Consider the following 23,113-nt stretch of genomic DNA (forward strand, 5'->3'; position numbering starts at 1 on the left):
CGCCCGGGTCGACGTGGGCGCAGCCCACGGCGAAACCCATAGAAAACGCCCCCGGCCGGAACCGGGGGCGCCATTCAACGATCAGGCGGGGTCAGGAGAATTCGATCCCGTCGTCCACCATCGGCAGGTGCATCACGCGCTTGCCCATCGCGTCGTAGATCGCGTTCGCGACCGCCGGACCTGCGGGCGGCAGACCCGGCTCGCCGATGCCCGTGGGCGCCTCGCTCGACTGAACGATATGCACCTCGATTTTGGACATGTCCGAAATCCTCAGCGGCTCGTAATCGGGGAAGTTCGACTGATCGACTTCGCCGTCCGTGAAGGTGATCTTCTGGCGCATGACATGGGACAGACCATAGCCGATCGCCCCCTCGACCTGCGCGCGGATCACGTCCGGGTTCACCGGCACGCCGCAGTCCACGGCGGCCACGATGCGCTCGATCTTCACCTTGCCGTCGGTGACCGACACTTCGGCCACCTGCGCCACATGGGTGTTGAAGCTCTTGTGCACCGCGACGCCACGGCCCCAGCCTTCGGGCATGTCGCCGCCCCAGCCCGCCTTTTCGGCGGCGAGGTTCAGGACACCCAGCGACCGTGGGGCATTCGCCAGCAGGTCTTGCCGGAACTCCACCGGATCGCGGCCCGCGGCTTCGGCGGCCATGTCCATGGCGACCTCCATCGCGTAGCCGGAGTGCGAATGTCCGACCGAGCGCCACCAGAGCATCGGCACCGCCGTCTCCATGTCGTGAAGCGTCACGTCCATGTTCGGAATGGCGTATTCCGTGTCCGCGACCCCCTCGACCGAGAACAGGTCGACGCCGTTCACGATCACCGCCTCGCCCATCGGCGTACCCTTGAAGATCGACTTGTTGGCCATGATCGAATGCCAGCCGACGAGGTTGCCGTCGGCATCCACGCCCGCGCGCACCCGGTGCTTGGTCATCGGGCGATAGTAACCGCCGCGCACGTCGTCCTCACGCGACCAGACCAGCTTGACCGGGCGGCCATCGCCCAGTGCCATCGCGGCCATCGTCGCTTCGACCTCGTAATCCGAGGTGAAGTTGGCCCGACGCCCGAACGACCCGCCCGCATAGACGGTCTCGATCGAGGTGTTCTCCGGACCGACGCCCGAGACGGCCCCGACCGCGCCCTGCGTCACCGTGTGGAACTGGCAGCCGTCCCAGCACTGGGCCTTACCGTCCTTGATCTGGACGACACTGTTCAGGGGTTCCATCGGCGCATGGGCGAGGAACGGGAAGTGGAACTCCGCCTCGATGGTCTTGGCCGCACCTTCGAGCGCCCCGGCGGTGTCGCCTTCGGCCTTGGCCGCCAGACCCTCGGCCCGGTCGAGCGCGGCGGCATATTCCGCCTCCATCTCGTCCGAGGAGCGGGTCTCGGCATTCGAGAAATCCCACTCGGTCGTCAGCGCCTCGCGCCCCTTCATCGCGGCCCATGTGTTCGTAGCATAGACCACCACGCCCATCGGGATCTGCTTGACGTCCACGACGCCCTCGACCTCCATCGCCGCCGACGCGTCGAACGAGGTGAGCGTGCCGCCGAACTTGGGCGACCGCTGGAGCACGGCAAAGACGACACCCTCGGGCATCACGTCCATCGCGAAGGTCGCGGTGCCGGTGGTCTTGGCGTTGCTGTCCTTGCGCGGCAGCTTGTCGGCGCCGATCTTGGTAAAGGCGCTCGGATCCTTGAGTTGCGGGTTCGGGGTCGCGCCCTCGGGCACGAGGCCGACCAGATCGCCGAAAGACGCGCTGTTCGAGCCGTGGCTCACCATGCCGTCCTTCACCTCGATCTCGCCCGCATCGACGCCCCATTCGGCGGCGGCGGCCTGAACCAGCAGCGATTTCGCGGCGGCCCCGGCTTCACGATACTGCATGTAGCTGTTGGCGATGGCGGTGGAGCCGCCCGAGCCCTGAACGCCCATGAGGGTGTTCATGTAGGTCGCGGTATCGGCGGGGGCGAATTCGATGTCCACGTCGTCCCAGTTCGCATCGAGCTCTTCAGCGAGCAGCGTGGACAGCCCGGTCGAGGTGCCCTGCCCCATCTCGAAATGCTTCAGGACGACCGTGACCTTGCCATCCGGCGCGATCTTGACGAAGGGGTTCGGCATGAATTCACCGCCATGCGCGGCGGCCCAGCTGCCCTTGGCATTCAGCCCAACGACCATCGCGGCCGAGGCCGCGGTTGCGCCCTGCAAAAAGGCGCGGCGTGTGGTCTTGATGTTCATATCAGGCCTCCATCCGCTTTGACGCTTCGTGGATCGCGGCCCGGATGCGCGTATAGGTCGCGCAGCGGCAGACGTTGCCCCACATGTAGCTGTCGATGTCTTCGTCCGTCGGCTTGGCCTTCTCGGTCAGAAGGCCGACCGCCGACATGATCTGGCCCGACTGGCAGTAGCCGCATTGCACGACGTCCAGATCGGCCCAGGCCGACTGCACCGCCGCGGCGACGTCGGAGTTCAGGCCCTCGATCGTCGTGATCTCGGCCCCTTCGAGGTCGCCCACCTGCGCCTGACAGGAGCGTGTCGGCTCGCCGTCGACATGCACGGTGCAGGCCCCGCAGGAGGCCACGCCGCAGCCGAACTTGGTTCCGGTCATGCCGAGCACGTCCCGGATGGCCCAGAGAAGCGGCATGTCGGGCGGCGCCTCGACACTCTTCTCCTCGCCGTTGATTTTCAGTGTGATCGCCATGTTGTCCTCCCTGACGCCTTTGGCTGTTCGCTAATCGGCTGGCCCGGTGACGCCTCTCGCGGGCGCGCGTGGCCGGGTCACTGGGAATAGATTACTCACAGGTTTCGGTTTCGGGAAAGCGAGGGCTGTGTGCCGCAAAGGGCCGCGCGGTGAAAAGCTTGGGAAAATCCGTCAACCAATTCGCTGTATTGGCCGGGACAATGCGGATCAGGCCAGCCGGGCCACGCCCCCCATCCCCCGGATGCGCCAGTAGAGCCAGCCGACCACCACGAGGTTCAGGGCCGCGAACAGCGCGGCGAGGCCGTAGGCGATGGCGTAGTCCGCCGTCAGATCGTAGAGCAGGCCGCCCATGTAGCCGCCATTGGCGTGACCGAACCAGCCGAACATCGTCACCATGCCCATCGCATAGCCGCGCCGCGACGGCGGGGTGTGGGCCGCGAGCGTTGTGAGCACGCCGGTCATGACGCCCGCGTATCCGAAGCCATAGATCGGCGCGTAGAGGTAGAAGGCCGACAGGTCGTCGATCAGGATGAACCCGTAGATCAGAAGCGCCATCCAAGCGGTCGCCGCCATGTAGGCGGGGATGGCCCCGATGATATCCGCGAACTTCCCGAACGCGACACGGCCGACGATGCCGACCATGAGCATCAGGAAGATGACGCCCCCCGCTTCGTCCGCCGTGAAGCCGCAGCCCTGAATGTAGGGGACGAGGTGCATGAGCGGGACCGACATGCAGGTGCAGCACAGAAAAATAGCAAGGCACATGGTCGGCACGACGAGGCGAATGGGGGGATAGCCGCTTTCGTCCGGTGCCTGGGCCGATGCCCCTGCGGTGGCGACTGGGCGCAGGAGAAGCGCGAGCGGGATCAGCAGCACCAGCATCGCCCCGCCGGTCAGCGCGAGCGCGCCGGAAACGCCCACCGACTTGATGAGGATCGCCGAAGCGAATGGCACGCCGCCCTGCCCCAGAGCCTGCCCCGCCGAGGCGATGCCCAGCGCGAGCCCCGCGCCCACGGGGAACCACTTTCCGACGACGGACATGACCGGGGCGAAGATGGCCGATGCGCCGAAGAACCCGGCGAGGAACATGAGCGCGTAGTAATGCCAGAGCGTGGCGGCGAGAGACGAGGCGAGGTAGGCCAGACCCATGACGCTCACCCCGATCAGAACCACGGGCCGCGTGCCGATCCGGTCGGCCAGCACCCCCATCATCATCCCGCCCAGCGCCATGCCGAGGATGCCGGCCACGTTGATGAGGGAGATATCGCCGCGCTCCCAGCCGTGCGCCTCTTCCAAGGGCACGACGTAGGCCGACATGCCGTTGACGATCGAGCCCATGGCAAGCGCGAGGATCAGGGCCGAGGCGGCCACGACCACCCAGCGATAGGGATGCAATCCGGTGTCCATCGCTGTCTTTGCCCCTTCGGTCCCGTGTCCGCCAGTGTTCAGCCTATCACCTTGGCGCGGAAATGTCCTGTCCCAAGGGGGCGGGTCAGTCGATCCGGGCCAGCACATCGACCGGCCAGCGGTGGCCCAGACGTTTGTGATAGGTGATCCGCGCCGGATCGGTGACGAGCGTGAAAGGCCGGTCGACCAGCGCCCGCGCGCCTTGGGTGACCAGCATTTGCCCCAGTGGCGCGCCGATGCAGCGGTGGCGCCCCTGCCCGAACATCAGCACGCCCGAATGGTCGCGCGTGGGGTCGAAGCGGTCGGGATCGGGGTGCAGGTCGGGATCTCGATTGGCGCTGCCGAGGGCCAGAAAGATCGGGGTGCCTTCGGTCAGCTGCACCCCGTCGCGCTCATGCGCCTCGCGCACGACGCGGGGGATGGTCTGGGCCGGGGTTTCCAGCCGCAGAACCTCCATCACGGTGGCGGCGATGTCGCCCTCGCCCGCCCGCAGGGCCGCAAGGTGATCGGGGTCCGACGCCAGACGGATCAGAACCTGCGCGATCGCGGCCTCGATGTTCTCGATCCCGTCGGCGAGGACCAGCAGCGCATGGTCCCCGATTTCGATGTCCGTCAGCCCGCCCCGCGCGATGAGGTGCGAGATCAGATCCGGGCCGGGGGTGGCATGGCGGGCCGCGACGGCCCCGGCGATATAGTGTCGGGTCGCCTCAAGCCCGGCGTTCACATCGTCGAACCCGGCGCGGTCGGTGATCGGCGCGAACAGCTTGAAAAGCGCCCCGGTCGCCCGCGCGATGGCCGCCGGGTCATGGTCGAGGCCGACGAACCGGGCCATGGCCTGCGTCGCGAAGGGGCGACCGAACCCGGTGATGATATCCTGCGGCCCCTGCCCGGCCAGTCGGGCCAGATGCGCCTCGGCCAGCGGACCGATCCACGCCTCGGCCCCGTCGAACGTGTCGAAAAAGGCAGCCGACAGCGGTTTGCGCATGTCCACGTGTCGGGGCTTGTCGAGGAAAGGCGGGATGTTCGCGGCCACGTCCGCCGCCACGTAGCGGTCGCGGTTCTTCTCGGCCAGCATGGAAAAGCGCGAGGGCGCATTGCCCAGCCGGGCATCGGTGAAGGCCGCCTTGATGTCGGCGGCCCGCGTCATCACGTAACCGCCGGATTTCACCGGGGCGAGCGGCGCGTTGTCGCGCAGCCACGCCCATGTCGGCGCGGGGTCCGCGACGAAGGCGTCCGACAGCAGATCGACGGGAAGGTCGGGCGCGGCGGGTTTAGCCCGCCCAGCGCCGAACCAGCTTTTCAGTTTCCTCATCGTTCCGGTCCAGATGCTCGCGCAGGGCCGCGCGTTCGTCGTCAGTCAGGGGCACGCCCGCCGCGAATTTGGCGAGGATCTCCACCTTATAATAGCGCAGCGCCGCCGAGAGCATGAACACCTCGTCGGTAAGGTCCGCCGTCGTGGTGGGCGAGCACATGTCGGCGATGTTGTCCGAGGCCATGCGGATCGGCACCCCTGCGGCGGCCAGTTCCAGCACCCGCACGATGGAATTGTAGGTCGGGGTCATGATCGGGCGAAGCTGGCGCATCCCGATGGCCGCCGAGGGGCAGGAAATGATGCCGATGTTCGTCTCCAGCAACGCCTCGACATAGGCCTCCCACCGGGCGTCGTCATAGGTCGAGGGGGAAATGGCGTGGACCGCCCAGACCTGCGGCTCGTCGCCCTCGAGCACGCCTTCGCGCCGAGTGACCTCGATCAACCGTTCGGTGCCGTTTTCCTGCGGGATGTTGAGTTGGTCGGTGTGGACATGGAGCATCTTGCCGGTCGTGCGCGCCAGATCGAGCATCCGCACGCAATGTTCCTCGAACCCGATGTTGTCGGGATAGTCGTCCACATCGTCCGCTTCGGGCAGGCAACCGATGAAATCGGCGGACTTCACACCTTCTTCGAACACCCGCCACCGTTCGGGCTCGTCATCGCGAAAGCCCAGCGGGGTATAGGCGGCGGCGCGCAGGGTCAGCCGATTGCCGTAGTCGCGCGCGATCCCCATGATCTGATCCAGCGCCGAGGTGCCGACCCGGTCGGGGGTCACGTCCACCATCGTATCCACCAGCCGCGTGCCCGCGCCCACCATCACGTCGAGCGTGGCGCGCACGCGGGCGTCGAGGTTTTCGGGGTCGTAGGCCGGGCCTTCGTGAACGCTCGCGATCAGCTTGTGCTTCTTCTGAAGCGAAATATGAGAGCTTTCCAGCACCTGCACGCGCCCGTGGTCGACGAATCCGTCGTCCAGCGTATTGGCCCGGTCGAGATGCACATGTGCGTTATGAAATCCGCCGAGCCGGTCCATCTCGGCTTTGAATTTGTCGTAAAATGGTGACTGCACGGTTCCCCTCTTGGCTCGCTCTTCGGCGGCGTTCACGCCACAAACCCTTCTGGTGAGTATGCGATTTTGATCGGACCGTGAACAGGGGCACCTGTTCGTTTTCGCCCGGCGTGTCGTCGCGGTCATCGTGGCCGGGCGCCGATGCAGGCCTTGGCGGGCGACAATACGTTACAGAAAATGAAAACGTGAATATCTTCGGTAACATTTTTTCTTGCATCGAATCGTGTGCTTGATTAAGTCGACCGTGCGGTCGAAAAAACTATGCCGTGATCTGGGAGGATCCATGTCGAACGCTTACATCTGTGACGCACAGCGCACGCCCATCGGCCGCTACGGCGGTGCCCTGTCCTCGGTCCGCACCGATGACCTCGCCGCGATTCCGATCGCCGCCCTCATGGCGCGCAACCCCAATGTGGACTGGGCGAAACTGGATGACGTGATCTATGGCGACGCGAACCAGGCGGGCGAAGACAACCGCAACGTGGCGCGCATGGCCGCGCTTCTGGCGGGCCTGCCGACGGATGTTCCGGGCACGACCGTCAACCGCCTCTGCGCCTCCGGCATGGACGCGGTCGGGATGGCGTCGCGCGGGCTGAAGGCGGGCGACTACGACCTCGCCATCGCGGGCGGTGTCGAAAGCATGAGCCGCGCGCCCTTCGTGATGCCCAAGGCGACAAGCGCCTTCGCACGCCAGAACGCGGTCTATGACACGACGATCGGCTGGCGCTTCGTGAACAAGAAGATGAACGCCGACTACGGCGCCCATTCGATGCCCGAAACCGCCGACAACGTGGCCGAAGATTACCAGATCAGCCGCGCGGATCAGGATGCCTTCGCCGCCCGGTCGCAGGCCCGTTGGGCCGCCGCGCATGAGGCGGGCAAGTTCGCGGACGAGATCACGCCGGTCAGCGTGCCGCAGCGCAAGGGCGATCCGGTCGTCGTGGACACCGACGAGCACCCGCGCCCCGGCACCGGGGTCGAGCAGCTTGCCAAGCTCAAGGGCGTGAACGGACCGGACCTGAGCGTCACCGCGGGCAATGCCTCGGGCGTGAACGACGGGGCCGCCGCGATCCTGATGGCCTCCGACGCCGGGCTGAAGGCCCACGGCCTCACCCCCCTCGCCCGCGTCGTGTCGATGCAGGCTGCCGGTGTCGAGCCGCGCGTCATGGGGATCGGCCCGGTGCCCGCGACGCGCAAGGTGCTCGCGAAAACCGGTCTCACCATGGACGACATGGATGTGATAGAATTGAACGAAGCCTTCGCGTCCCAAGGCCTTGCCACGCTGCGCGAACTGGGCGTGGCGGACGACGACGACCGGGTGAACCCCAACGGTGGCGCCATCGCCATCGGGCATCCGCTGGGCATGTCCGGCGCACGTCTGGTGCTGACGGCGGCCTATGAACTCAGGCGGCGGGGCGGGCGTTACGCCCTGTGCACGATGTGCGTGGGCGTGGGCCAAGGGACCGCAATGATTATCGAGCGGGTCTGACCCGCAACTCAGGAGGACCGACGACATGTATGCTCAAATGGTCAAATCCACCGGCCAAGGCGTGAAATCGCTGGAAGAAATGGAACCGGAGGAACGTGCGTTTCAGGAAAAGGTCGATGCGGACATCCGCATCGAACCCCGCGACTGGATGCCCGAAGGCTACAAGAAGACGCTGATCCGGCAGATCGGTCAGCACGCGCATTCGGAAATCGTCGGTCAGCTTCCCGAGGGCAACTGGATCACCCGCGCCCCCACGCTGGAGCGCAAAATGATCCTTCTCGCCAAGGTGCAGGACGAGGCGGGGCATGGTCTTTACCTCTACTGCGCCGCCGAGACGCTGGGCGTCAGCCGCGATGACCTGACCAAGCAACTGCTCTCGGGCAAGATGAAATACTCGTCGATCTTCAACTACCCGACGCTGACCTGGGCCGACATCGGCGCGGTCGGCTGGCTGGTCGATGGCGCGGCGATCATGAACCAGGTGCCGCTGCAACGGACGAGCTACGGCCCCTACTCCCGCGCGATGATCCGCATCTGCAAGGAGGAGTCGTTCCACCAGCGGCAGGGCTACGACATCATGATGAAGATGGCGAAAGGCTCCGAGGCGCAAAAGCGGATGGCACAGGATGCGCTGAACCGCTTCTGGTATCCGTCGCTGATGATGTTCGGCCCGTCCGACGCCAACTCCGTTCACTCGGAACAGTCGATGGCGTGGAAGATCAAGATCAACACGAACGACGAGCTGCGCCAGAAATTCGTCGATCAGACCGTGCCGCAGGCCGAATACCTCGGCCTCACCATTCCCGACGAAACGCTCGCGTGGAACGAGGAAAAGGGCGGCTACGACTTCGCCGAGCCGGACTGGGACGAGTTCTTCGACGTGCTCAAGGGCGCGGGCCCCGTGAACAACGGCCGTCTGGAAGCCCGCCGCAAGGCCTGGGACGACGGCGCATGGGTGCGCGAGGGGCTGCTGGCCCACGGTGAAAAGAAACGCGCCGCCAAAATGGCCGCGGAATAAGGAACGCTGACATGAGCAAAGAATGGCCCCTGTGGGAAATCTTCATTCGCGGCCAGCATGGCCTGAGCCACCGTCACGTGGGGAGCTTGCACGCCCCTGACGCGGAAACCGCGGTCAAGAATGCGCGCGACGTCTACACCCGCCGCAACGAAGGCGTGTCGATCTGGGTGGTGGAAGCCCGCCACATCACGGCGACCGCGCCGGGTGACAAGGGTCCGATCTTCGAACCCAGCGAGTCCAAGATCTACCGTCACCCGACCTTCTACGACATCCCGGACGAAGTGGGGCATATGTAATGACCCAACAATCTGACCCGAAGTTCGAGGCGCTTCTGCGGCTCGGAGACAATACGCTTATCCTCGGCCATCGTGTGAGCGAGTGGTGCGGCCACGCGCCGGTGCTGGAAGAGGACATCGCGCTCGCCAATACCGCGCTCGATTTGCTGGGCCAGACGAACCTCTGGCTGGAATACGCGGGCGAGGTTGAGGGCAAGGGGCGGTCCGCTGACGATCTGGCCTTCCTGCGCGACGCTTGGGATTTCCGCAACGTGTTGCTGGTCGAGCTGCCCAACGGCGATTTCGGCCAGACGATCATGCGGCAATACCTGTTCGACGTGTTCAACCGGATGAACCTCGAAGCCCTGACCACATCGGCCGACAGGCAGATCGCCGAGATCGCCGAGAAGGCCGCGAAAGAGGCGGCCTATCACGTCGAGCGTTCGGAAGGGACCGTGATCGGGCTTGGCGACGGGACCGAGGAAAGCCACCGCCGGATGCAGGATGCGCTGAACGTGCTGTGGCCCTATGCCCAAGAACTTTTCATCACCGACGAGGTGGATGAGGCGATGGCCGAGGCGGGCGTGATCCCGCATCCGAAATCGTTGCAGGACGCATGGGACGCCGAAGTGCGCGCCGTGCTGGCCGAGGCGACGCTGGAGGTGCCGGAGGCGCATTTCGGCCATCGTGGATCGGGCAAGGACGGGCGGATGCATACCGAGCATCTGGGCCATATCCTGACCCAGATGCAGTGGCTGCAACGCGCCTATCCGGGGCAGGAGTGGTGAGCCGATGGCCCACCCGTCTACAGAACAGGTGTGGGACTGGCTCGACACCATTCCCGACCCCGAAATCCCCGCGATCACGCTGACGGATCTGGGCATCATCCGCGATGTGGGCTGGGACGGAGACACCTGCGTCGTCACGGTCACGCCCACCTATTCCGGCTGCCCGGCCACCTCGCTCATCAACATGGAGATCGAGACGGCGCTGCGCGAGCATGGGTTGGAGCGGATCGAACTCAAGCGGCAGCTCAGCCCGGCCTGGACGACCGACTGGATGAGCCAGCGCGGACGCGAAAAGTTGGAAAAGTACGGTATTGCGCCACCGCAACCGGCGGGTGGCCCGGACAAATGTCCGAATTGTGCAAGTTCTAACGTCGAGAAACTGAGCCAGTTCGGCTCGACCCCGTGCAAGGCACAGTGGCGGTGCAAAGACTGCCTTGAGCCTTTCGACTATTTCAAGTGCATCTGAGGAGGAGCGGATGGCACGCTTCCACGAACTCGAAGTCACCGGCATTCAAAAGACGATCCGCGATGCGGTCGTCGTGTCGCTGAAACCCAAGGACGACGACGCCGAGGCGTTCGACTTCATCCAAGGGCAATACCTGACCTTCCGCCGCGATTTCGACGGCGAGGAACTGCGCCGGTCCTATTCGATCTGCGCAGGCAAGGATGACGGCATCCTGCAAGTGGGCATCAAGCGGGTCGATGGCGGGGCGTTTTCGACCTTTGCCAACGAAGAGCTGAAGGTGGGCGATACGCTGGAAGCGATGCCGCCGATGGGCCGGTTCTACACCGAACTCGATGCCTCGGCGGGCAAGAACTATGTCGGTTTCGCGGGCGGGTCGGGCATCACCCCGGTCCTGTCGATCCTGCGCACGACGCTGGCGCGCGAGCCGCGTTCGACCTTTACGCTGGTCTACGCCAACAAGGGTGTGGCGACGATCATGTTCCGAGAGGAACTCGAAGACCTGAAGAACACCTTCATGGGCCGCCTGTCGGTGATCCATATCCTCGAAACCGACGCGCAGGAGATCGACCTGTTCACCGGGCTGGTGACCGAGGAAAAGGTGGGGCAACTCTTCCGCTCCGGCTTTCTCGACGCCGAAGGGACCGACACCGCGTTCATCTGCGGGCCGGAACCCATGATGCTGGGGATCGCCGCCGGGCTGAAAGCCGCTGGGCTCGCCGAGGATCAGATCAAATTCGAACTCTTCGCCTCCGCCCAGCCCGGTCGGCTGAAAAAGCGGGTGGTGTCGAAAGAGGCAGGATCGACCGCCAACGAGGCGCAGATCGTGGTCACGCTGGACGGGTCCACGCGCACGGTGTCCGCGTCCAAGGAATTGTCCGTGCTCGATGCCGCCCGGTCCGACAACCTCGACGCGCCCTATGCCTGCAAGGCGGGGGTCTGTTCGACCTGTCGCTGCCGAGTGCTGGAGGGCGAGGTCGAGATGGTGACGAACCATGCGCTCGAAGATTACGAGGTGGAAAAGGGCTATGTCCTGTCCTGCCAGAGCTATCCGGTAACCGACAAGGTGGTGGTGGATTATGACCAGTGATTTCGCGGAAATGACCCTGTCCGACTACCTCGCCGCAGGTGGTCGCCTGACTTCGCCCGGCAATGTGCCGCCGCGCTACCGGGCGGAGTTGTTGAAACTGATGGCGACCTTCGTGGACTCGAACCTCGCGGGCGCCGCCGGATTCGCGGACGCGATCAACCTCGCCCCCGGCATCAAGGCGCGGGGCGCGGCAGCCCGGATCGTGGCCGAGAAGTTGGCCAATGCCGACCGGGTGTTGGCGCTGATGGGCGAGTTCGGGGCCGATACCGACCGATATGTCCAGCAGCATCCCTGGGACACGCGGCTCGACCGCGACGCCGACATTGGCGCGACCCGGATCGAGCAGGACATGCGGCTCGCCGTGTTCAACTACCCCTTCACGGGCTGGGCGGATTCAGTGGTAATGAACCTGCTCATGGGCACCGCCGTGGTGACGCAGCTCGAAGAGTTGCGGCAGGTGAGCTATCAGCCGTTGGCCGAGGCGTTCCGCGACATCCTGAAGGTCGAGACGCATCACGCCAAGCTGGCCGAGGATGGCGTCGCGGCTCTGGTCGAACAGGGCGAGAACCTGCAAGCGAGCGTGGACTACTGGATGCCCCGTGTGGGCGTGAGCTTCGGGATCGGGGATGCCGGGCGGCTGGAGCAGTTGAAGGCGATGGGTCTGCGTCGTCAGGACAACGCGACGCTCAAATCGGCGTGGGAAGGGCGTATACGTCCCATCCTCGACGGGTTCGGGCTGGAGGGGTGAAACCGGCGGCGCTGTTCGAGCGCCGTCCCGCCTCTCGTCGCGAAGCCGCGCCGCCCGCTCGGATGTGCGGCGCTCAGACCTGCTTGACGCCGCCCAGCACCATGTCGGCGACGATGGCCGCGTAGTCCTCGCGCTCGGCGGCCCCTGCCCCCCGCGCCCATGTGAAATACCAGTTCAACATGCCGAACACGGCCATCGTGGCCCCGCGCAGCTTGCCCGCGTCGCCTTCGAACCGGTCCGGCGCGATGTGGGACAGGATGTCCGACAGGAACCGCACGAGATCACGCTGAAGCCCGCGCAATTCGCGCTGCTGGTCGTCGGGCAGAAGCGCCATTTCGTTCATCTGGATGCGGTGTTTGTAGTCGTAGCCCTCATAGGCCAGCATGATCGCTCGCACCACTTCGCGAAGCTGCTGCTCTGCCGTCAGCCCTGCAAGGTCCAGCCCCAGCACGGTGTCGCGCAGGGCCCGGAGGTGGCTGTCGAGGATGTCGTACAGCAGCGCCTCTTTCGACGGGTAGTAGTGATAGATGTTGGCCTTGGAGATTCCGCATTCCTCGGCCAGCCGGGTCATGGACGAGCGGTCGTAGCCCTCGGTCGCGAACACCTTGGCCGCGGCCAGAAGGATCTGGCCGCGCTTTTCGTCATGGTCGCGTGCGATCGAACGTGCCGCCATCAGCCCTTGTCCCGGTTGTCCACGACGCGCTTGGCCTTGCCTTCCGACCGGGCCACGTCGCCGGGGTTCCCTACGACGATTTCGGTCGAAACGCCAACCACGTCCTTGATCCGTTTGGTCAGCATCCGGGCGGCGGCATTCTTGGACGCCTCATCCGTGCTGTCGGGCATGGCTTCCACGAAGACGCGCATCCCGTCCATCCGGCCCGACTTGTAAAGCTCGATCTGGAAATGGGCGGCAAGGCCCCCGGTCGCCAGAACCTGCTCCTCGATCTGGGTCGGGAAGACGTTGACGCCGCGCAGGATCATCATGTCGTCCGAGCGTCCGGTGATCTTTTCCATCCGCCGCATCGACCGCGCCGTGCCGGGCAGAAGCCGGGTCAGATCGCGGGTGCGGTAGCGGATCATCGGCAGCCCCTCTTTCGTGAGCGTGGTGAACACCAGTTCGCCCAGCTCGCCATCCGGCAGCACGTCGCCGGTCTGGGGGTCGATGATTTCAGGCAGGAAGTGATCCTCCCAGATGACCGGGCCATCCTTGGTCTCGACACATTCGTTGGCGACGCCCGGCCCCATGATTTCGGACAGGCCATAGATGTCGACGGCGTGCATGTCGAAGGCCTCTTCGACCTCCTTGCGCATCGAATCCGTCCACGGCTCGGCTCCGAACACGCCCACTTCGAGCGAGCTTTCGCGCGGGTCGAGGCCCTGTTTGTGGAATTGCTCAAGGATGTTGAGCATGTAGGACGGCGTCACCATGATCGCCTTGGGCTTGAAGTCCTGAATGAGCGTCACCTGACGCTCGGTCATCCCGCCGGACACCGGCACCGCCGTCGCGCCAAGCCGTTCGATCCCGTAATGCGCGCCCAGACCGCCCGTGAACAGGCCGTAGCCATAGGCATTGTGCACAATGTCGCCGGGGCGCACGCCGGAGGCGCGCAGGGACCGTGCGATCAGGTCGGCCCAGTTGGAAATATCGCCTGCGGTGTAGCCCACGACGGTCGGCTTGCCGGTCGTGCCGGAGGAGGCGTGCAGGCGCACGATCTGCTCACGCGGCACGGCGAAGAGGCCAAAGGGGTAGTTGTCGCGCAGGTCGCCCTTGTAGGTGAAGGGGAATTTCGATAGGTCCGCGAGCGATTGCAGGTCGTCCGGGTGCACCCCCGCCACGTCGAACCGCTGTTTGTACATCGGCACATTGTAATAGGCGTGGCGCACCGACCATTTCAGCCGGTCGAGTTGTAAGCTGCGGATCTCGTCGATCGAGGCGATCTCGATGGGGTCCAGCGTGGCGCGGTCCGGGGTCAGGTCTTTCATTTCGTTTCCTCCTCGAACAAGGTGCCGGGAATGGCGCGGGACATGCCGCGCATTTCCGCGATCCGGGTGCCGTCCTGATTGGTGACGGTGATGTCGTAGATGCCGGAGCGGCCTTTGATATAAAGTTCCTCGGCCACGGCGGTCAGCACGTCGCCCTCTTTCCCCGGTGCGAGGAACGAGATCATGTTGTGCTGGGCCACCGTCGACTGGTTCCGGCTGTTGCAGGCGAAGGCGAAGGTGCTATCGGCCAACGCGAAGATCACGCCGCCATGGCAGATCGCGTGACCGTTGCAGTGGTGCGGCATGACGGTGAGGGTCATGGTCGCCTTCCCCTCGTCCACCTCGCCCAGTTCCATGCCGAACCACTTGGACGACTGGTCGTTGTCCCACATCGCGCGGCAGGCCTTTTCGGCGCGGTCCTTGGGTGTCATTGCGGCTTCTCCCCGGTGAAGGATGGTTTACGTTTGTCGAGGAAGGCGCCCACGCCTTCGGCATAGTCCGGCGAGGTGCCGCACTGGAACATAAGCTCGGCTTCAAGGTCGAGCTGCGCGTCCATCGTGTTGGTCTCGGCCGCCTGAATGGCCTTTTTCGTCTGGGCATAGCCGAAGGTCGGCCCCTGGGCGAATTTCGCCGCCTGCGCGCGCGCGGCGGTGAGGTATTCGTCCTCGGGCAGACATTTCCAGATCAGGCCCCAGGCTTCGGCGGTCGCGGCCGGAAGCGGCTCGGCGGTCAGCGCAAGGCCCCGTGCGCGGGCCGGTCCGACAAGGTTGGTCAGCGAGAACGACCCGCCGGTATCGGGGATCAGCCCGACATTGGCGAAGCTCTGGATGAACTTGGCCTTTTCCGACGCGATCACCATGTCGCAGGCGAGCGCGAGCGACGATCCCGCCCCCGCCGCCACGCCGTTCACCGCGCAGACCACCGGCATCTCGAGCGCCCGGATCTGGCGCACCAGCGGTGCCCAGAAGGTGCGCACGGTATAGCCAAGGTCGATCTTGTCGGTCTTGCGCGGATCGCGGTCGCCCAGATCCTGCCCGGCGCAGAACCCCTTGCCTGCCCCGGTCAAAAGCACGGCCCGCGTGCCATCCGTTGCCGCCGCATCCAATGCCGCGCGCAGGGCCAGATGCTGATCTTCGTTGAAGCTGTTCAGCCGGTCGGGACGATTAAGAGTGATCTCCACCCATCCGTCCTGCCGGTCCACGAGCACCGTGTCGCTCATACCATCCTCCCTTGGTGTTGCGGCATACTTGCTTAAACCGACTGGTCGGTCAATAATGTTCTCGATCCCGACTCAGGGAAAACGCAACGTAAGGGAGGATGACCATGACCATCATGGACGTGTCCAGCTATGCCGCTGGCGAATGGGTGAAACCGGGTGCCGGCGCGCGCAACATCGCCTCGGCCGTGACCGGCGAGGTCATCGCGACCGCGGGCAACGACAGCCTCGACGTGCAGGCGATGCTCGACCATGCGCGCAATGTGGGCGGGCCCAACTTGCGCAAGATGGGCTTTCACGAACGCGCCAAGATGCTCAAGGCGCTGGGTCAGTACCTGACCGAGCACAAGCAGAAGCTTTACGACATCTCCTTTGCCACCGGGGCCACCCAAGGCGACCACGGGTTCGACATCGACGGCGGCATCGGCACGCTTTACGTCTTCGCCTCAAAGGGGCGGCGCGAATTGCCGGACGGCCATGTGCTGCTCGACGGCGATGTGGAAGAGTTCTCGCGTCACGGCACCTTCAAGGGTCAGCACATCTACACGCCGATGCAGGGCGTCGCGGTGCACATCAACGCCTATAACTTCCCGGTCTGGGGGATGCTGGAAAAGCTGGCCCCCACCCTGCTCGGCGGGATGCCCGCCATCGTGAAACCGGCGACGGCCACCAGCTATGTGACCGAGCTGTGCGTGAAGCTGATGCTGGACTCGGGCCTCCTGCCCGAGGGCGCGCTGCAACTCGTCGCGGGCGGGACCGGCGACATGCTCGACCGGCTGACCTGTCAGGACGTGGTGAGTTTCACCGGCTCCGCCGACACCGCGCTCAAACTTCGTTCGACCCCGGCGATCCTGCAAAACGCCGTGCGCTTCACGGCGGAAGCCGACAGCCTGAACTCGTCCATCCTTGGCCCCGATGCCGAACCCGGCACGCCGGAGTTCGACCTCTTCGTCAAGGAAGTGCAGCGCGAGATGACCGTGAAGGCGGGCCAGAAATGCACCGCGATCCGCCGCATCCTCGCACCTGAAAGCCATGTGGAGGCGGTGATCGACGCCCTGCGCGAGCGGCTCGCGAAAAACGTCATCGGTGACCCGGCGAACGAGTCGACCCGCATGGGTGCGCTCGTCTCGACCGGACAACGCGCTGACGTGCTTGAAAAAATCGCGATCCTCGGCACCGAGGCCGAGCGCGTGATCGGTGACCCGGACAATTTCGAAGTTCACGGCGCGGACCGCGAAAAGGGCGCGTTCCTGCCCCCGATGCTCTACCACTGCGCCAACCCCGACGCCGCGACCAAGGTGCACGAGACCGAAGCCTTCGGCCCGGTGTCCACCATCATGGGCTACCGCGATCTCGACCACGCGATCGACCTTGCCAATCGCGGCCAAGGCTCGCTCGTCACGTCGCTCATCTCGAACGACCCCGACACCGCGATCAAGGTCGCGACCGGCGCGGGCGCCTATCACGGGCGGATCTACATCAACAACCGCACCTCAATGAAGGAATCCACCGGCCACGGCGCCCCCCTGCCCCACATGATCCACGGCGGCCCCGGCCGCGCGGGCGGCGGCGAGGAAATGGGCGGCATCCGCGGCGTGAAGCACTTCATGCAGCGCACGGCCATCCAGGGCTCGCCCGACATGCTGCAAGCCATCGGGAACCAGTTCGTGCCGGGCGCGACGGAAAAACCGGCCCCTGCGCATCCCTTCACCCGGACCTTCACCGACCTCGAAATCGGTGAGACGATCACCACCGACGCCCGCCAAATCACCCTCGACGACATCGAACATTTCGCCACGTTCACCGGCGACACATTCTATGCCCACATGGACGCCGAGGCCGCCAAGCGAAACCCGTTCTTCCCGGACCGGGTGGCGCATGGCTACCTGCTCCTCAGCTTCGCGGCGGGGCTGTTCGTCGAGCCGAACGAGGGGCCGGTTCTGGCCAACACCGGCCTCGATGACCTGCGGTTCATGCAGCCGGTGGTGGCGGGTGACAGCATCCACGTGAAGCTGACCGTCAAGCGCAAGACCCGGCGCACCGACGCGTATGGCGAGGTGCGCTGGCACGTCACGATCCTCAATCAGGACGAGGCGCTGGTGGCGAATTATACGCTCCTGACGATGAACGCCTATTGAGACCCGCATGGGGCGGGGATACCCTCGCCCCATGACTGCATCCCCCGACATCGACAGGCTTCTGGCCCTCGGACCGCTCAAGGTCTGGTCCGTGGTCGTCACGATCATGGGCGATCTGTGCCGTGCCCCCGAGGACCGGATCGAGGGGCCGCTCCTTACCCGGTTGGTCGAAGGCATGGGGATCAACAATCAGGCGCTGCGCGTTGCGCTTCACCGGCTGAAACGCGATGGCTGGATCGAGGCGGAGCGCGACGGGCGCGTCTCGTCCTACGCCTTGACGCCCGAGGGCCGCGCCCGCACCGAGGCCGTGCGCCCGGTGATCTACGCCGCCGCGCCGCCCGCCCCGGTTCCGGTGTCGCTGGTCCTGCCGGAGCCGACGATGGCCACGCAGGACTTCATCGACGCTCTGCCCGACGACACGGTGTTCCCCGGCACCCGGTCGGCGCTCACCACCGGGCCGCTCGACCCGGCCCTGTCGGACGCGCTGGTCACCACGCTCGACACCGCCGCCCTGCCCGACTGGATCGCATCCGTGGTGATCTCGCCCGAAGCCCTCGCAGACTACACCCGGCTGGCACAGACACTCGAAAGCCTCGGCCCCGCGCCGGGCGACCTCCTGACGCGCACCATTCTGCGGCTCATCGCCTTTCACCACTGGCGCCGGATGCGCCTGCGCCACGGCACGCTTCCCGACCTCATCCTTGGCCCTGACTGGCCCGGCGCGCAGGCCCGCACGGCAATCGCCCGCACGCTCGAAACCTACCCGCGCCCCGCGCTCGACGCGCTGCGCGCCGCCTCGACGACGCCCGCCTCCTGATCTTCTCTGTTTCAAAAAACCTCGGGAGAGCGCGAGAGGGCAGCGCCCTCTCGCCGGGGAGTTTGAGGGGCTTGCCCCTCATTCAGACCTGCGGAGTTTGAGGGGCTTGCCCCTCATATCTGAGAGCGCGGGCGCAAGCCCGCACCGTCTGCTCACGCCCTCAGTGCGGCGCGAGGTCCGGGTGGGCGGCGGCGAAGGCGGGGATTTCGTCCAGCTTGTCCGAGATATGCCGGATCTTCGGCAGAGGCTCCAGATCGACCTCCCAGCGCCGGGCGTTGTAAAGCTGAGGCACGAGGCAGATGTCGGCCATGGTCACCCCGTCGCCGTAACAGAAATCACCCCCGTCCAGCATCGCCTCGAACGCGGCAAGCCCCGGCCCGATGAAGGCCTGCATCCAGCCCTGCATGGTGATCGCGCCCCCCGACGCCGCCACCGCGTGTTTTGCCACGCGCAGGTTGCAGACCGGGTGGATCTCCATCGCGATGGCATAGGACAGGGCGCGCACCGCCTGACGGCCTGCCGGGTCTTTCGGCAGCAGTCCCAGATCGCGGGTCTCATCCAGATATTCGAGGATCGACAGCGATTGGGTAAAGCTGTGCCCGTCGATCTCCAGCACCGGGACCAGCCCCTGCGGATTGCGGCTCATATGCGCCTCGGATGTCTGTGCGCCCGCCTGAAGGTCGACGGTCGCCGCCTCCCATTCCATACCGGCAAGGCCCATCGCGATCCGCAGCCGGTAGCTTGCCGACGACCGCCAGTAATCATGCAACGTGACCATTCCGGCCTCCCTGTCCTGTTTCGTTCTTGATAGGTGGGCGGGCGGGCTAGGTCCACCGGATCACTCGTCGCCGCCGTGATGAACCCCGCTGATGAGGTTGGCCCGCATCAGCCGGTCTTCCAAGCTTCCGCGCGGCACGGCGATCTCGTCGAGCCAGGCCTGCCGCGTCGCAAGGTCACGCCGGGCGCGCATGATGGCCTCGTCCGGCGATACGGCGACGAACCGCACCTTGTCGCCCGCCCGCGCCTGCACCAGCGCATCGGTCGCCGTCGAAACCAGTGTCGCGATCTTCGGATAACCCCCGGTCGTCTGGTGATCGGCGAGGAGCACGGTCGCCACCCCGTCGCCCGCCACTTGGATCGAGCCGCGCAGGGTCGGCTCGGACGGGATCGACAGGGCGTCGGCGAGGGGCAGTTCGGGGCCGTCCAGCCGCATCCCCATTCGGTCATAGGCGGGGGTCACGGTGAAGGGTTCGCGGGTCAGGGTGTCCAACGCGCCCGGCGCGAACCGGTCCTCCTGCGGGCCGGGCACGACCGGCTGGCGCGCGTTCGGGTCCGGCAGGGGTGGCGCGGGCAACGGGCCTTCTCGTGACGGGGTCGCCTCGGCATTGCGCAGGGTGATCCTTTGACCCGTTGTCAGCGCCCCGCCGCCGAACTGCGAGATCGCGTGGGTCGCGGTGGCGCCGAGCCAAGCCTGCGCGTCGACCTCGCCCGCGAAGGCGAGATAGCACCAGCTGCCCCACTTGCCCGCACGGATCGTCAAGCTTTCGCCCGCCGACAGGGTGCGCACCACCCAGCCCTCGACGCGCGCCCCGGCATGGTCGAGCGTGAAGCCCCCGCCGCAGACAGCGAAGCTGACGGTGCCGCTCTCGCAAGTCAGGGACAGGCCGCCCATCGACACCTCGATGGCGGTGGCCCCGGCTGGCCGGCCCAACGCGCGGTTGGCGGCGGCATGGGCGAAGCGGTCCATCGGCCCGGACGCGGGCACGCCGAAGCGCATCCAGCCGCGCCGCCCGCCGTCCTGAAAGCTGACCTGCGGCCCGGTGTAGGTGACGGTGAGCACCGCGTCAGCCATCGCCCCGCTCCGCCATCCGCGCCTCGTAGGTGTCCCGGTCGATCCGGGCGAACCGGACGTGGTCGCCCACGTCGAACAGGAACGGGTCTTCGGCATCCGAGCGCAGGATGGGCGTCGGCGACCGCCCGATGATCGACCAGCCGGTCGGCATGGTGAGCGTGGTCACGAGGCATTGTGGCCCCGCGATGATGACGCTGCCCGCCGGGACGTCGCGCAGGGCCGCCGACTTGCGCGGAACGCGGATCGCCTCCGGCACGCCGGACATATAGGCATAGCCCGGCGCAAACCCGTACATTCGGACCCGAAAGGCCGCGTCGCGATGCGTGCGGATCACCTCTTCGGTCGTCATCCCGGCCGCATCGGCCACCGCTTCCAGATCCGGGGCGAAGGCAGCGTCATAGCAAATCTCGATGATGCGTTCCTGTCCTTGCTGATCCGTTCGGACCGGATTGGCAAGCATACGTTCTATCTCGCCCTGAACCGTGCGGTGATCGGTCGCCTCCGGGTCGAAATCCACCAGCAGATTGACCAGCGCGGGCACCCATTCGATCACCCCGGCGGGGGTGAATTGCGCCAATCCCGCATCGAGCGCGAGGACTTGCGCGCTCATCTCGTCACCGATCTCGGTCCCGAAACTGACGAGCAGCGCGTGATCGGCCACGGCGCGATATCGCGGCCAGCCGCTCACGCCAGAAACGGGGCCAGCGTGATGCCTTTCGCGGACAGAGCGTCGCGAATGTTGCGCGCCGTTTCGACCGCCGCCGGGTTATCGCCGTGCACGCAAATCGAATGAGCTTCCAACGCCACGTCGCCACCGCCCAGCACCGGCATCCGGCCCGTTTCGAGGAACCCGACGAGCCGATCCGCCGCCTCGCCCGCATCGTGCAGAACCGCCCCCGGTGTGCCGCGCGGCACCAGTTGCCCGTCGGACTGATAGGCGCGGTCCGCGAAGACCTCGGAATAGACCGCCATACGCCGCGCCTTCGCCACCTGCTCCAGCTTCGTGCCGGAAATGGCGAGGATCGCGAGCGCCGGATCGAAGGACGCGACGGCATCCGCGATCGCCTCGGCCACCTCTTCGTCTCGGCCCGCGAGATTGGCGAGCGCACCGTGGGGTTTGACGTAAGCCACCTTCGTGCCTGCCAGCCCCGCCATGCCGACGAGCGCGCCGATCTGGGCGGTGACCATCCGGGTCACCTCGCCCGGCGCCATCGGGATCACACGCCGGCCGAACCCTTCGCGGTCGGCATAGCCCGGATGCGCGCCGACCGTGACACCCAGCTCGGCGGCGCGTTTCAGGGTGGCGAACATGGTCTCGGGGTCGCCCGCGTGCCCGCCGCAGGCGACGTTGGCGCTGGTCACCAGCGCGAGCATCTCGTCGTCATGGCCCATGACCCACGGGCCGAAGCTTTCGCCAAGGTCGGCGTTGAGGTCGATCCGCATCGTCACCCCTTGTCTGATCTAAGGCCCAGTCAATCACCCACGGGCGGGAATTGGAATATGCCGCGCCTAGCCGATATGGGTGGCGAAGAACGCTTTCGTCCGATCATGGGCCAGCGTCGCGGCATCGGCCACGTAGCTTGGACGCTGGTCGTTGGCGAAAGCATGCCCGGCCTCGTACATATGCGTTTCGATCTCGGGCAGATATGCTTTCACCTCCGCGATGCCTTCGGGCGGTGTATGATCGTCCTGCGTGCCGAAATGCGCGAGCATCGGAGCTTTCAGAGGCCGGTCGAGGTAGCTGGGCATCCGCGTGCCGTAGAACGCCACGCCGCCCGCGATGTCGAGCGTCTGGGCGGATCTGAGCGCAAGGCCGCCGCCCCAGCAGAACCCGATCACGCCGACCTTGCCCCCTTTGGCCGTGAGCGCCTCGACGGTCGCGCCGATGTCCATCATGGTCTGGTCCAGATCGGCCTTTGCCATCAGGTCACGCCCCCGCCCCGGATCGTCGAACGCGATGACCGCGCCGCGTTCCTGACGGTCGAAAAGCGCGGGAATCGCCACCTCATACCCTTCGGCGGCATACAGGCGCGCGACGCCCTTCAACTGGTCGGTCAGCCCGAAAATTTCCTGAATGACGACGATCCCGCCGCGCCGTTCGCCCTGTGCCGGTTCGATCCAGCACTCGAAACCGTGGCCATCGTTCGCCTGAAGTCGGGTCATCATATCGCGTCCTCCGCTGTCTGGGACGTTGATAACAGCGCCGCGCGGGATGATCGAGAGAGCGCGTGCCATGCACCTACCAGATCGAGCACCGGAGCACGGGCGCGCGAATGGCCTTTGCGGCTGGTCCCGGCGATTGCCTGACCACTTCACACCGAATTGCATTGGCGATTTCGTGATTGCCTGATATGGACGTGGCGCAGACGTTATCTTTTTCGACCAAGTCTCCGACCACACCGGCGTTACTTCCCTCGATCCAGACTACTACGCCGACCTGCCGCATCCTGCGGGCAGACTACTAAAGGAGACTACGGAATGGCCACTGGCACCGTGAAATGGTTCAACGCAACCAAAGGCTTCGGCTTCATCGAACCGTCGGAAGGCGGCAAGGACGTTTTCGTCCACATCTCGGCTGTCGAGCGTTCGGGCCTCACCGGCCTCGCCGACAACCAGAAGGTGTCGTACGAGCTTCAGGCGGGCCGCGACGGTCGCGAATCCGCTGCGAACCTCGAACTGCTCTGAGCTGTTGCGAGATGCCGCGCGGGTATCCGCACGGCGCATGAGAAAACGTCGCGCCCCAAAT

24 protein-coding genes are annotated in these 23,113 nt (G+C 65.8%); 10 read left to right on the forward strand and 14 right to left on the reverse strand.

Translation table 11 applies throughout. The features are described from left to right. Positions 1-91: 91 nt before the first annotated feature. The 5 genes from RB2654_RS06510 to RB2654_RS06530 all read right to left on the reverse strand — a co-directional run bounded on the left by RB2654_RS06510 (position 92) and on the right by RB2654_RS06530 (position 6,490). Positions 92-2,242: a xanthine dehydrogenase family protein molybdopterin-binding subunit gene (locus tag RB2654_RS06510; RefSeq protein WP_008329806.1), complete on the reverse strand. Its 2,151-nt coding sequence runs from the start codon at positions 2,240-2,242 to the stop codon at positions 92-94. A gap of 1 nt (position 2,243) precedes the next feature. Then, entirely contained in the window at positions 2,244-2,705 is a 462-nt protein-coding gene (locus RB2654_RS06515) for a (2Fe-2S)-binding protein (RefSeq protein WP_008329807.1), read from the reverse strand. A gap of 207 nt (positions 2,706-2,912) precedes the next feature. Continuing rightward, a complete protein-coding gene (locus RB2654_RS06520) occupies positions 2,913-4,112 on the reverse strand; it encodes an MFS transporter (RefSeq protein WP_008329808.1) in 1,200 nt (399 codons plus the stop codon). An 85-nt stretch (positions 4,113-4,197) separates the two neighbouring features. Continuing rightward, positions 4,198-5,424, reverse strand: a complete 1,227-nt coding sequence (locus tag RB2654_RS06525) for a cytochrome P450 (protein WP_008329809.1) — start codon at positions 5,422-5,424, stop codon at positions 4,198-4,200. Further along, positions 5,384-6,490: an amidohydrolase family protein gene (locus tag RB2654_RS06530; RefSeq protein ID WP_008329810.1), complete on the reverse strand. Its 1,107-nt coding sequence runs from the start codon at positions 6,488-6,490 to the stop codon at positions 5,384-5,386. Before RB2654_RS06530 ends, RB2654_RS06525 begins: the two co-directional genes overlap by 41 nt. Before the next feature lie 283 nt (positions 6,491-6,773). On the opposite strand from RB2654_RS06530, the gene pcaF reads away from it, so the two are divergent. Genes pcaF through RB2654_RS06565 form a run of 7 tightly spaced genes read left to right on the forward strand, consistent with a single transcriptional unit; the run spans position 6,774 to position 12,361 of the window. Then, a complete protein-coding gene (gene pcaF, locus RB2654_RS06535) occupies positions 6,774-7,979 on the forward strand; it encodes a 3-oxoadipyl-CoA thiolase (RefSeq protein WP_008329824.1) in 1,206 nt (401 codons plus the stop codon). A gap of 25 nt (positions 7,980-8,004) precedes the next feature. Beyond that, positions 8,005-8,997, forward strand: a complete 993-nt coding sequence (gene paaA, locus RB2654_RS06540; protein WP_008329825.1) for a 1,2-phenylacetyl-CoA epoxidase subunit PaaA — start codon at positions 8,005-8,007, stop codon at positions 8,995-8,997. Between the two features lie 11 nt (positions 8,998-9,008). Continuing rightward, entirely contained in the window at positions 9,009-9,293 is a 285-nt protein-coding gene (gene paaB, locus RB2654_RS06545; protein ID WP_008329826.1) for a 1,2-phenylacetyl-CoA epoxidase subunit PaaB, read from the forward strand. Beyond that, on the forward strand, positions 9,293-10,060 hold the full coding sequence (gene paaC, locus RB2654_RS06550; protein ID WP_008329827.1) for a 1,2-phenylacetyl-CoA epoxidase subunit PaaC: 768 nt from the start codon (positions 9,293-9,295) through the stop codon (positions 10,058-10,060). The genes paaB and paaC overlap by 1 nt, the downstream gene beginning before the upstream one ends. A 4-nt stretch (positions 10,061-10,064) precedes the next feature. Further along, positions 10,065-10,526, forward strand: coding sequence for a 1,2-phenylacetyl-CoA epoxidase subunit PaaD (gene paaD / locus RB2654_RS06555; protein ID WP_040884508.1), 462 nt, complete (start codon positions 10,065-10,067; stop codon positions 10,524-10,526). 10 nt (positions 10,527-10,536) lie between these two features. Next, a complete protein-coding gene (locus RB2654_RS06560; protein WP_008329830.1) occupies positions 10,537-11,613 on the forward strand; it encodes a 2Fe-2S iron-sulfur cluster-binding protein in 1,077 nt (358 codons plus the stop codon). Continuing rightward, on the forward strand, positions 11,603-12,361 hold the full coding sequence (locus RB2654_RS06565; protein ID WP_008329831.1) for a Phenylacetic acid catabolic protein: 759 nt from the start codon (positions 11,603-11,605) through the stop codon (positions 12,359-12,361). The genes RB2654_RS06560 and RB2654_RS06565 overlap by 11 nt, the downstream gene beginning before the upstream one ends. A 73-nt stretch (positions 12,362-12,434) precedes the next feature. Here RB2654_RS06565 and RB2654_RS06570 read toward each other — a convergent pair whose 3' ends face one another. From RB2654_RS06570 to paaG, 4 genes are read right to left on the reverse strand one after another with little or no spacing between them, the layout of a single operon-like run. Further along, positions 12,435-13,034, reverse strand: coding sequence for a TetR/AcrR family transcriptional regulator (locus RB2654_RS06570; protein ID WP_008329833.1), 600 nt, complete (start codon positions 13,032-13,034; stop codon positions 12,435-12,437). Beyond that, positions 13,034-14,344: a phenylacetate--CoA ligase PaaK gene (gene paaK / locus RB2654_RS06575; RefSeq protein WP_008329835.1), complete on the reverse strand. Its 1,311-nt coding sequence runs from the start codon at positions 14,342-14,344 to the stop codon at positions 13,034-13,036. Before paaK ends, RB2654_RS06570 begins: the two co-directional genes overlap by 1 nt. Then, positions 14,341-14,775, reverse strand: coding sequence for a hydroxyphenylacetyl-CoA thioesterase PaaI (gene paaI / locus RB2654_RS06580; protein WP_008329837.1), 435 nt, complete (start codon positions 14,773-14,775; stop codon positions 14,341-14,343). The genes paaK and paaI overlap by 4 nt, the downstream gene beginning before the upstream one ends. Then, positions 14,772-15,563, reverse strand: coding sequence for a 2-(1,2-epoxy-1,2-dihydrophenyl)acetyl-CoA isomerase PaaG (gene paaG, locus RB2654_RS06585; RefSeq protein WP_008329839.1), 792 nt, complete (start codon positions 15,561-15,563; stop codon positions 14,772-14,774). Before paaG ends, paaI begins: the two co-directional genes overlap by 4 nt. Before the next feature lie 104 nt (positions 15,564-15,667). Between paaG and paaZ the strand changes: the two genes are divergently transcribed. Next, the gene (paaZ, locus tag RB2654_RS06590; protein ID WP_040884511.1) at positions 15,668-17,698 is read left to right on the forward strand and encodes a phenylacetic acid degradation bifunctional protein PaaZ; all 2,031 of its coding nucleotides are present in this window, start codon (positions 15,668-15,670) and stop codon (positions 17,696-17,698) included. A 31-nt stretch (positions 17,699-17,729) separates the two neighbouring features. After that, complete coding sequence (locus tag RB2654_RS06595; RefSeq protein WP_008329846.1) at positions 17,730-18,515, forward strand: PaaX family transcriptional regulator C-terminal domain-containing protein; 786 nt, start codon at positions 17,730-17,732, stop codon at positions 18,513-18,515. A 160-nt stretch (positions 18,516-18,675) separates the two neighbouring features. Here the strand turns inward: RB2654_RS06595 and maiA are convergent, their stop codons facing one another. The 5 genes from maiA to RB2654_RS06620 form a co-directional block, all read right to left on the reverse strand. Continuing rightward, positions 18,676-19,293, reverse strand: coding sequence for a maleylacetoacetate isomerase (gene maiA / locus RB2654_RS06600; RefSeq protein ID WP_008329848.1), 618 nt, complete (start codon positions 19,291-19,293; stop codon positions 18,676-18,678). A gap of 60 nt (positions 19,294-19,353) precedes the next feature. Then, a complete protein-coding gene (locus RB2654_RS06605) occupies positions 19,354-20,367 on the reverse strand; it encodes a 5-oxoprolinase subunit C family protein (RefSeq protein WP_008329850.1) in 1,014 nt (337 codons plus the stop codon). Then, positions 20,360-21,055: a 5-oxoprolinase subunit B family protein gene (locus tag RB2654_RS06610; RefSeq protein WP_008329852.1), complete on the reverse strand. Its 696-nt coding sequence runs from the start codon at positions 21,053-21,055 to the stop codon at positions 20,360-20,362. Before RB2654_RS06610 ends, RB2654_RS06605 begins: the two co-directional genes overlap by 8 nt. Further along, complete coding sequence (locus tag RB2654_RS06615) at positions 21,052-21,810, reverse strand: LamB/YcsF family protein (RefSeq protein WP_008329853.1); 759 nt, start codon at positions 21,808-21,810, stop codon at positions 21,052-21,054. The genes RB2654_RS06610 and RB2654_RS06615 overlap by 4 nt, the downstream gene beginning before the upstream one ends. Before the next feature lie 66 nt (positions 21,811-21,876). Further along, positions 21,877-22,530, reverse strand: a complete 654-nt coding sequence (locus tag RB2654_RS06620; protein ID WP_202795870.1) for a dienelactone hydrolase family protein — start codon at positions 22,528-22,530, stop codon at positions 21,877-21,879. Between the two features lie 315 nt (positions 22,531-22,845). Between RB2654_RS06620 and RB2654_RS06625 the strand changes: the two genes are divergently transcribed. Next, positions 22,846-23,052 (forward strand): cold-shock protein, encoded by a 207-nt coding sequence (locus RB2654_RS06625; RefSeq protein WP_008329858.1) that lies wholly within the window; start codon positions 22,846-22,848, stop codon positions 23,050-23,052. Positions 23,053-23,113 lie beyond the last annotated feature (61 nt).

It is taken from the genome of Maritimibacter alkaliphilus HTCC2654, assembly GCF_000152805.1.
GTDB lineage: Bacteria > Pseudomonadota > Alphaproteobacteria > Rhodobacterales > Rhodobacteraceae > Maritimibacter > Maritimibacter alkaliphilus.

Bases quoted from the DNA above. Each gene is read 5' to 3' on its own strand.
- RB2654_RS06510 (WP_008329806.1), bottom strand. From the start codon at position 2,242: ATGAACATCAAGACCACACGCCGCGCCTTTTTGCAGGGCGCAACCGCG.
- RB2654_RS06515 (WP_008329807.1), bottom strand. From the start codon at position 2,705: ATGGCGATCACACTGAAAATCAACGGCGAGGAGAAGAGTGTCGAGGCG.
- RB2654_RS06520 (WP_008329808.1), bottom strand. From the start codon at position 4,112: ATGGACACCGGATTGCATCCCTATCGCTGGGTGGTCGTGGCCGCCTCG.
- RB2654_RS06525 (WP_008329809.1), bottom strand. From the start codon at position 5,424: ATGAGGAAACTGAAAAGCTGGTTCGGCGCTGGGCGGGCTAAACCCGCC.
- pcaF (WP_008329824.1), top strand. From the start codon at position 6,774: ATGTCGAACGCTTACATCTGTGACGCACAGCGCACGCCCATCGGCCGC.
- paaA (WP_008329825.1), top strand. From the start codon at position 8,005: ATGTATGCTCAAATGGTCAAATCCACCGGCCAAGGCGTGAAATCGCTG.
- paaB (WP_008329826.1), top strand. From the start codon at position 9,009: ATGAGCAAAGAATGGCCCCTGTGGGAAATCTTCATTCGCGGCCAGCAT.
- paaC (WP_008329827.1), top strand. From the start codon at position 9,293: ATGACCCAACAATCTGACCCGAAGTTCGAGGCGCTTCTGCGGCTCGGA.
- paaD (WP_040884508.1), top strand. From the start codon at position 10,065: ATGGCCCACCCGTCTACAGAACAGGTGTGGGACTGGCTCGACACCATT.
- RB2654_RS06560 (WP_008329830.1), top strand. From the start codon at position 10,537: ATGGCACGCTTCCACGAACTCGAAGTCACCGGCATTCAAAAGACGATC.
- RB2654_RS06565 (WP_008329831.1), top strand. From the start codon at position 11,603: ATGACCAGTGATTTCGCGGAAATGACCCTGTCCGACTACCTCGCCGCA.
- RB2654_RS06570 (WP_008329833.1), bottom strand. From the start codon at position 13,034: ATGGCGGCACGTTCGATCGCACGCGACCATGACGAAAAGCGCGGCCAG.
- paaK (WP_008329835.1), bottom strand. From the start codon at position 14,344: ATGAAAGACCTGACCCCGGACCGCGCCACGCTGGACCCCATCGAGATC.
- paaI (WP_008329837.1), bottom strand. From the start codon at position 14,775: ATGACACCCAAGGACCGCGCCGAAAAGGCCTGCCGCGCGATGTGGGAC.
- paaG (WP_008329839.1), bottom strand. From the start codon at position 15,563: ATGAGCGACACGGTGCTCGTGGACCGGCAGGACGGATGGGTGGAGATC.
- paaZ (WP_040884511.1), top strand. From the start codon at position 15,668: ATGACCATCATGGACGTGTCCAGCTATGCCGCTGGCGAATGGGTGAAA.
- RB2654_RS06595 (WP_008329846.1), top strand. From the start codon at position 17,730: ATGACTGCATCCCCCGACATCGACAGGCTTCTGGCCCTCGGACCGCTC.
- maiA (WP_008329848.1), bottom strand. From the start codon at position 19,293: ATGGTCACGTTGCATGATTACTGGCGGTCGTCGGCAAGCTACCGGCTG.
- RB2654_RS06605 (WP_008329850.1), bottom strand. From the start codon at position 20,367: ATGGCTGACGCGGTGCTCACCGTCACCTACACCGGGCCGCAGGTCAGC.
- RB2654_RS06615 (WP_008329853.1), bottom strand. From the start codon at position 21,810: ATGCGGATCGACCTCAACGCCGACCTTGGCGAAAGCTTCGGCCCGTGG.
- RB2654_RS06620 (WP_202795870.1), bottom strand. From the start codon at position 22,530: ATGACCCGACTTCAGGCGAACGATGGCCACGGTTTCGAGTGCTGGATC.
- RB2654_RS06625 (WP_008329858.1), top strand. From the start codon at position 22,846: ATGGCCACTGGCACCGTGAAATGGTTCAACGCAACCAAAGGCTTCGGC.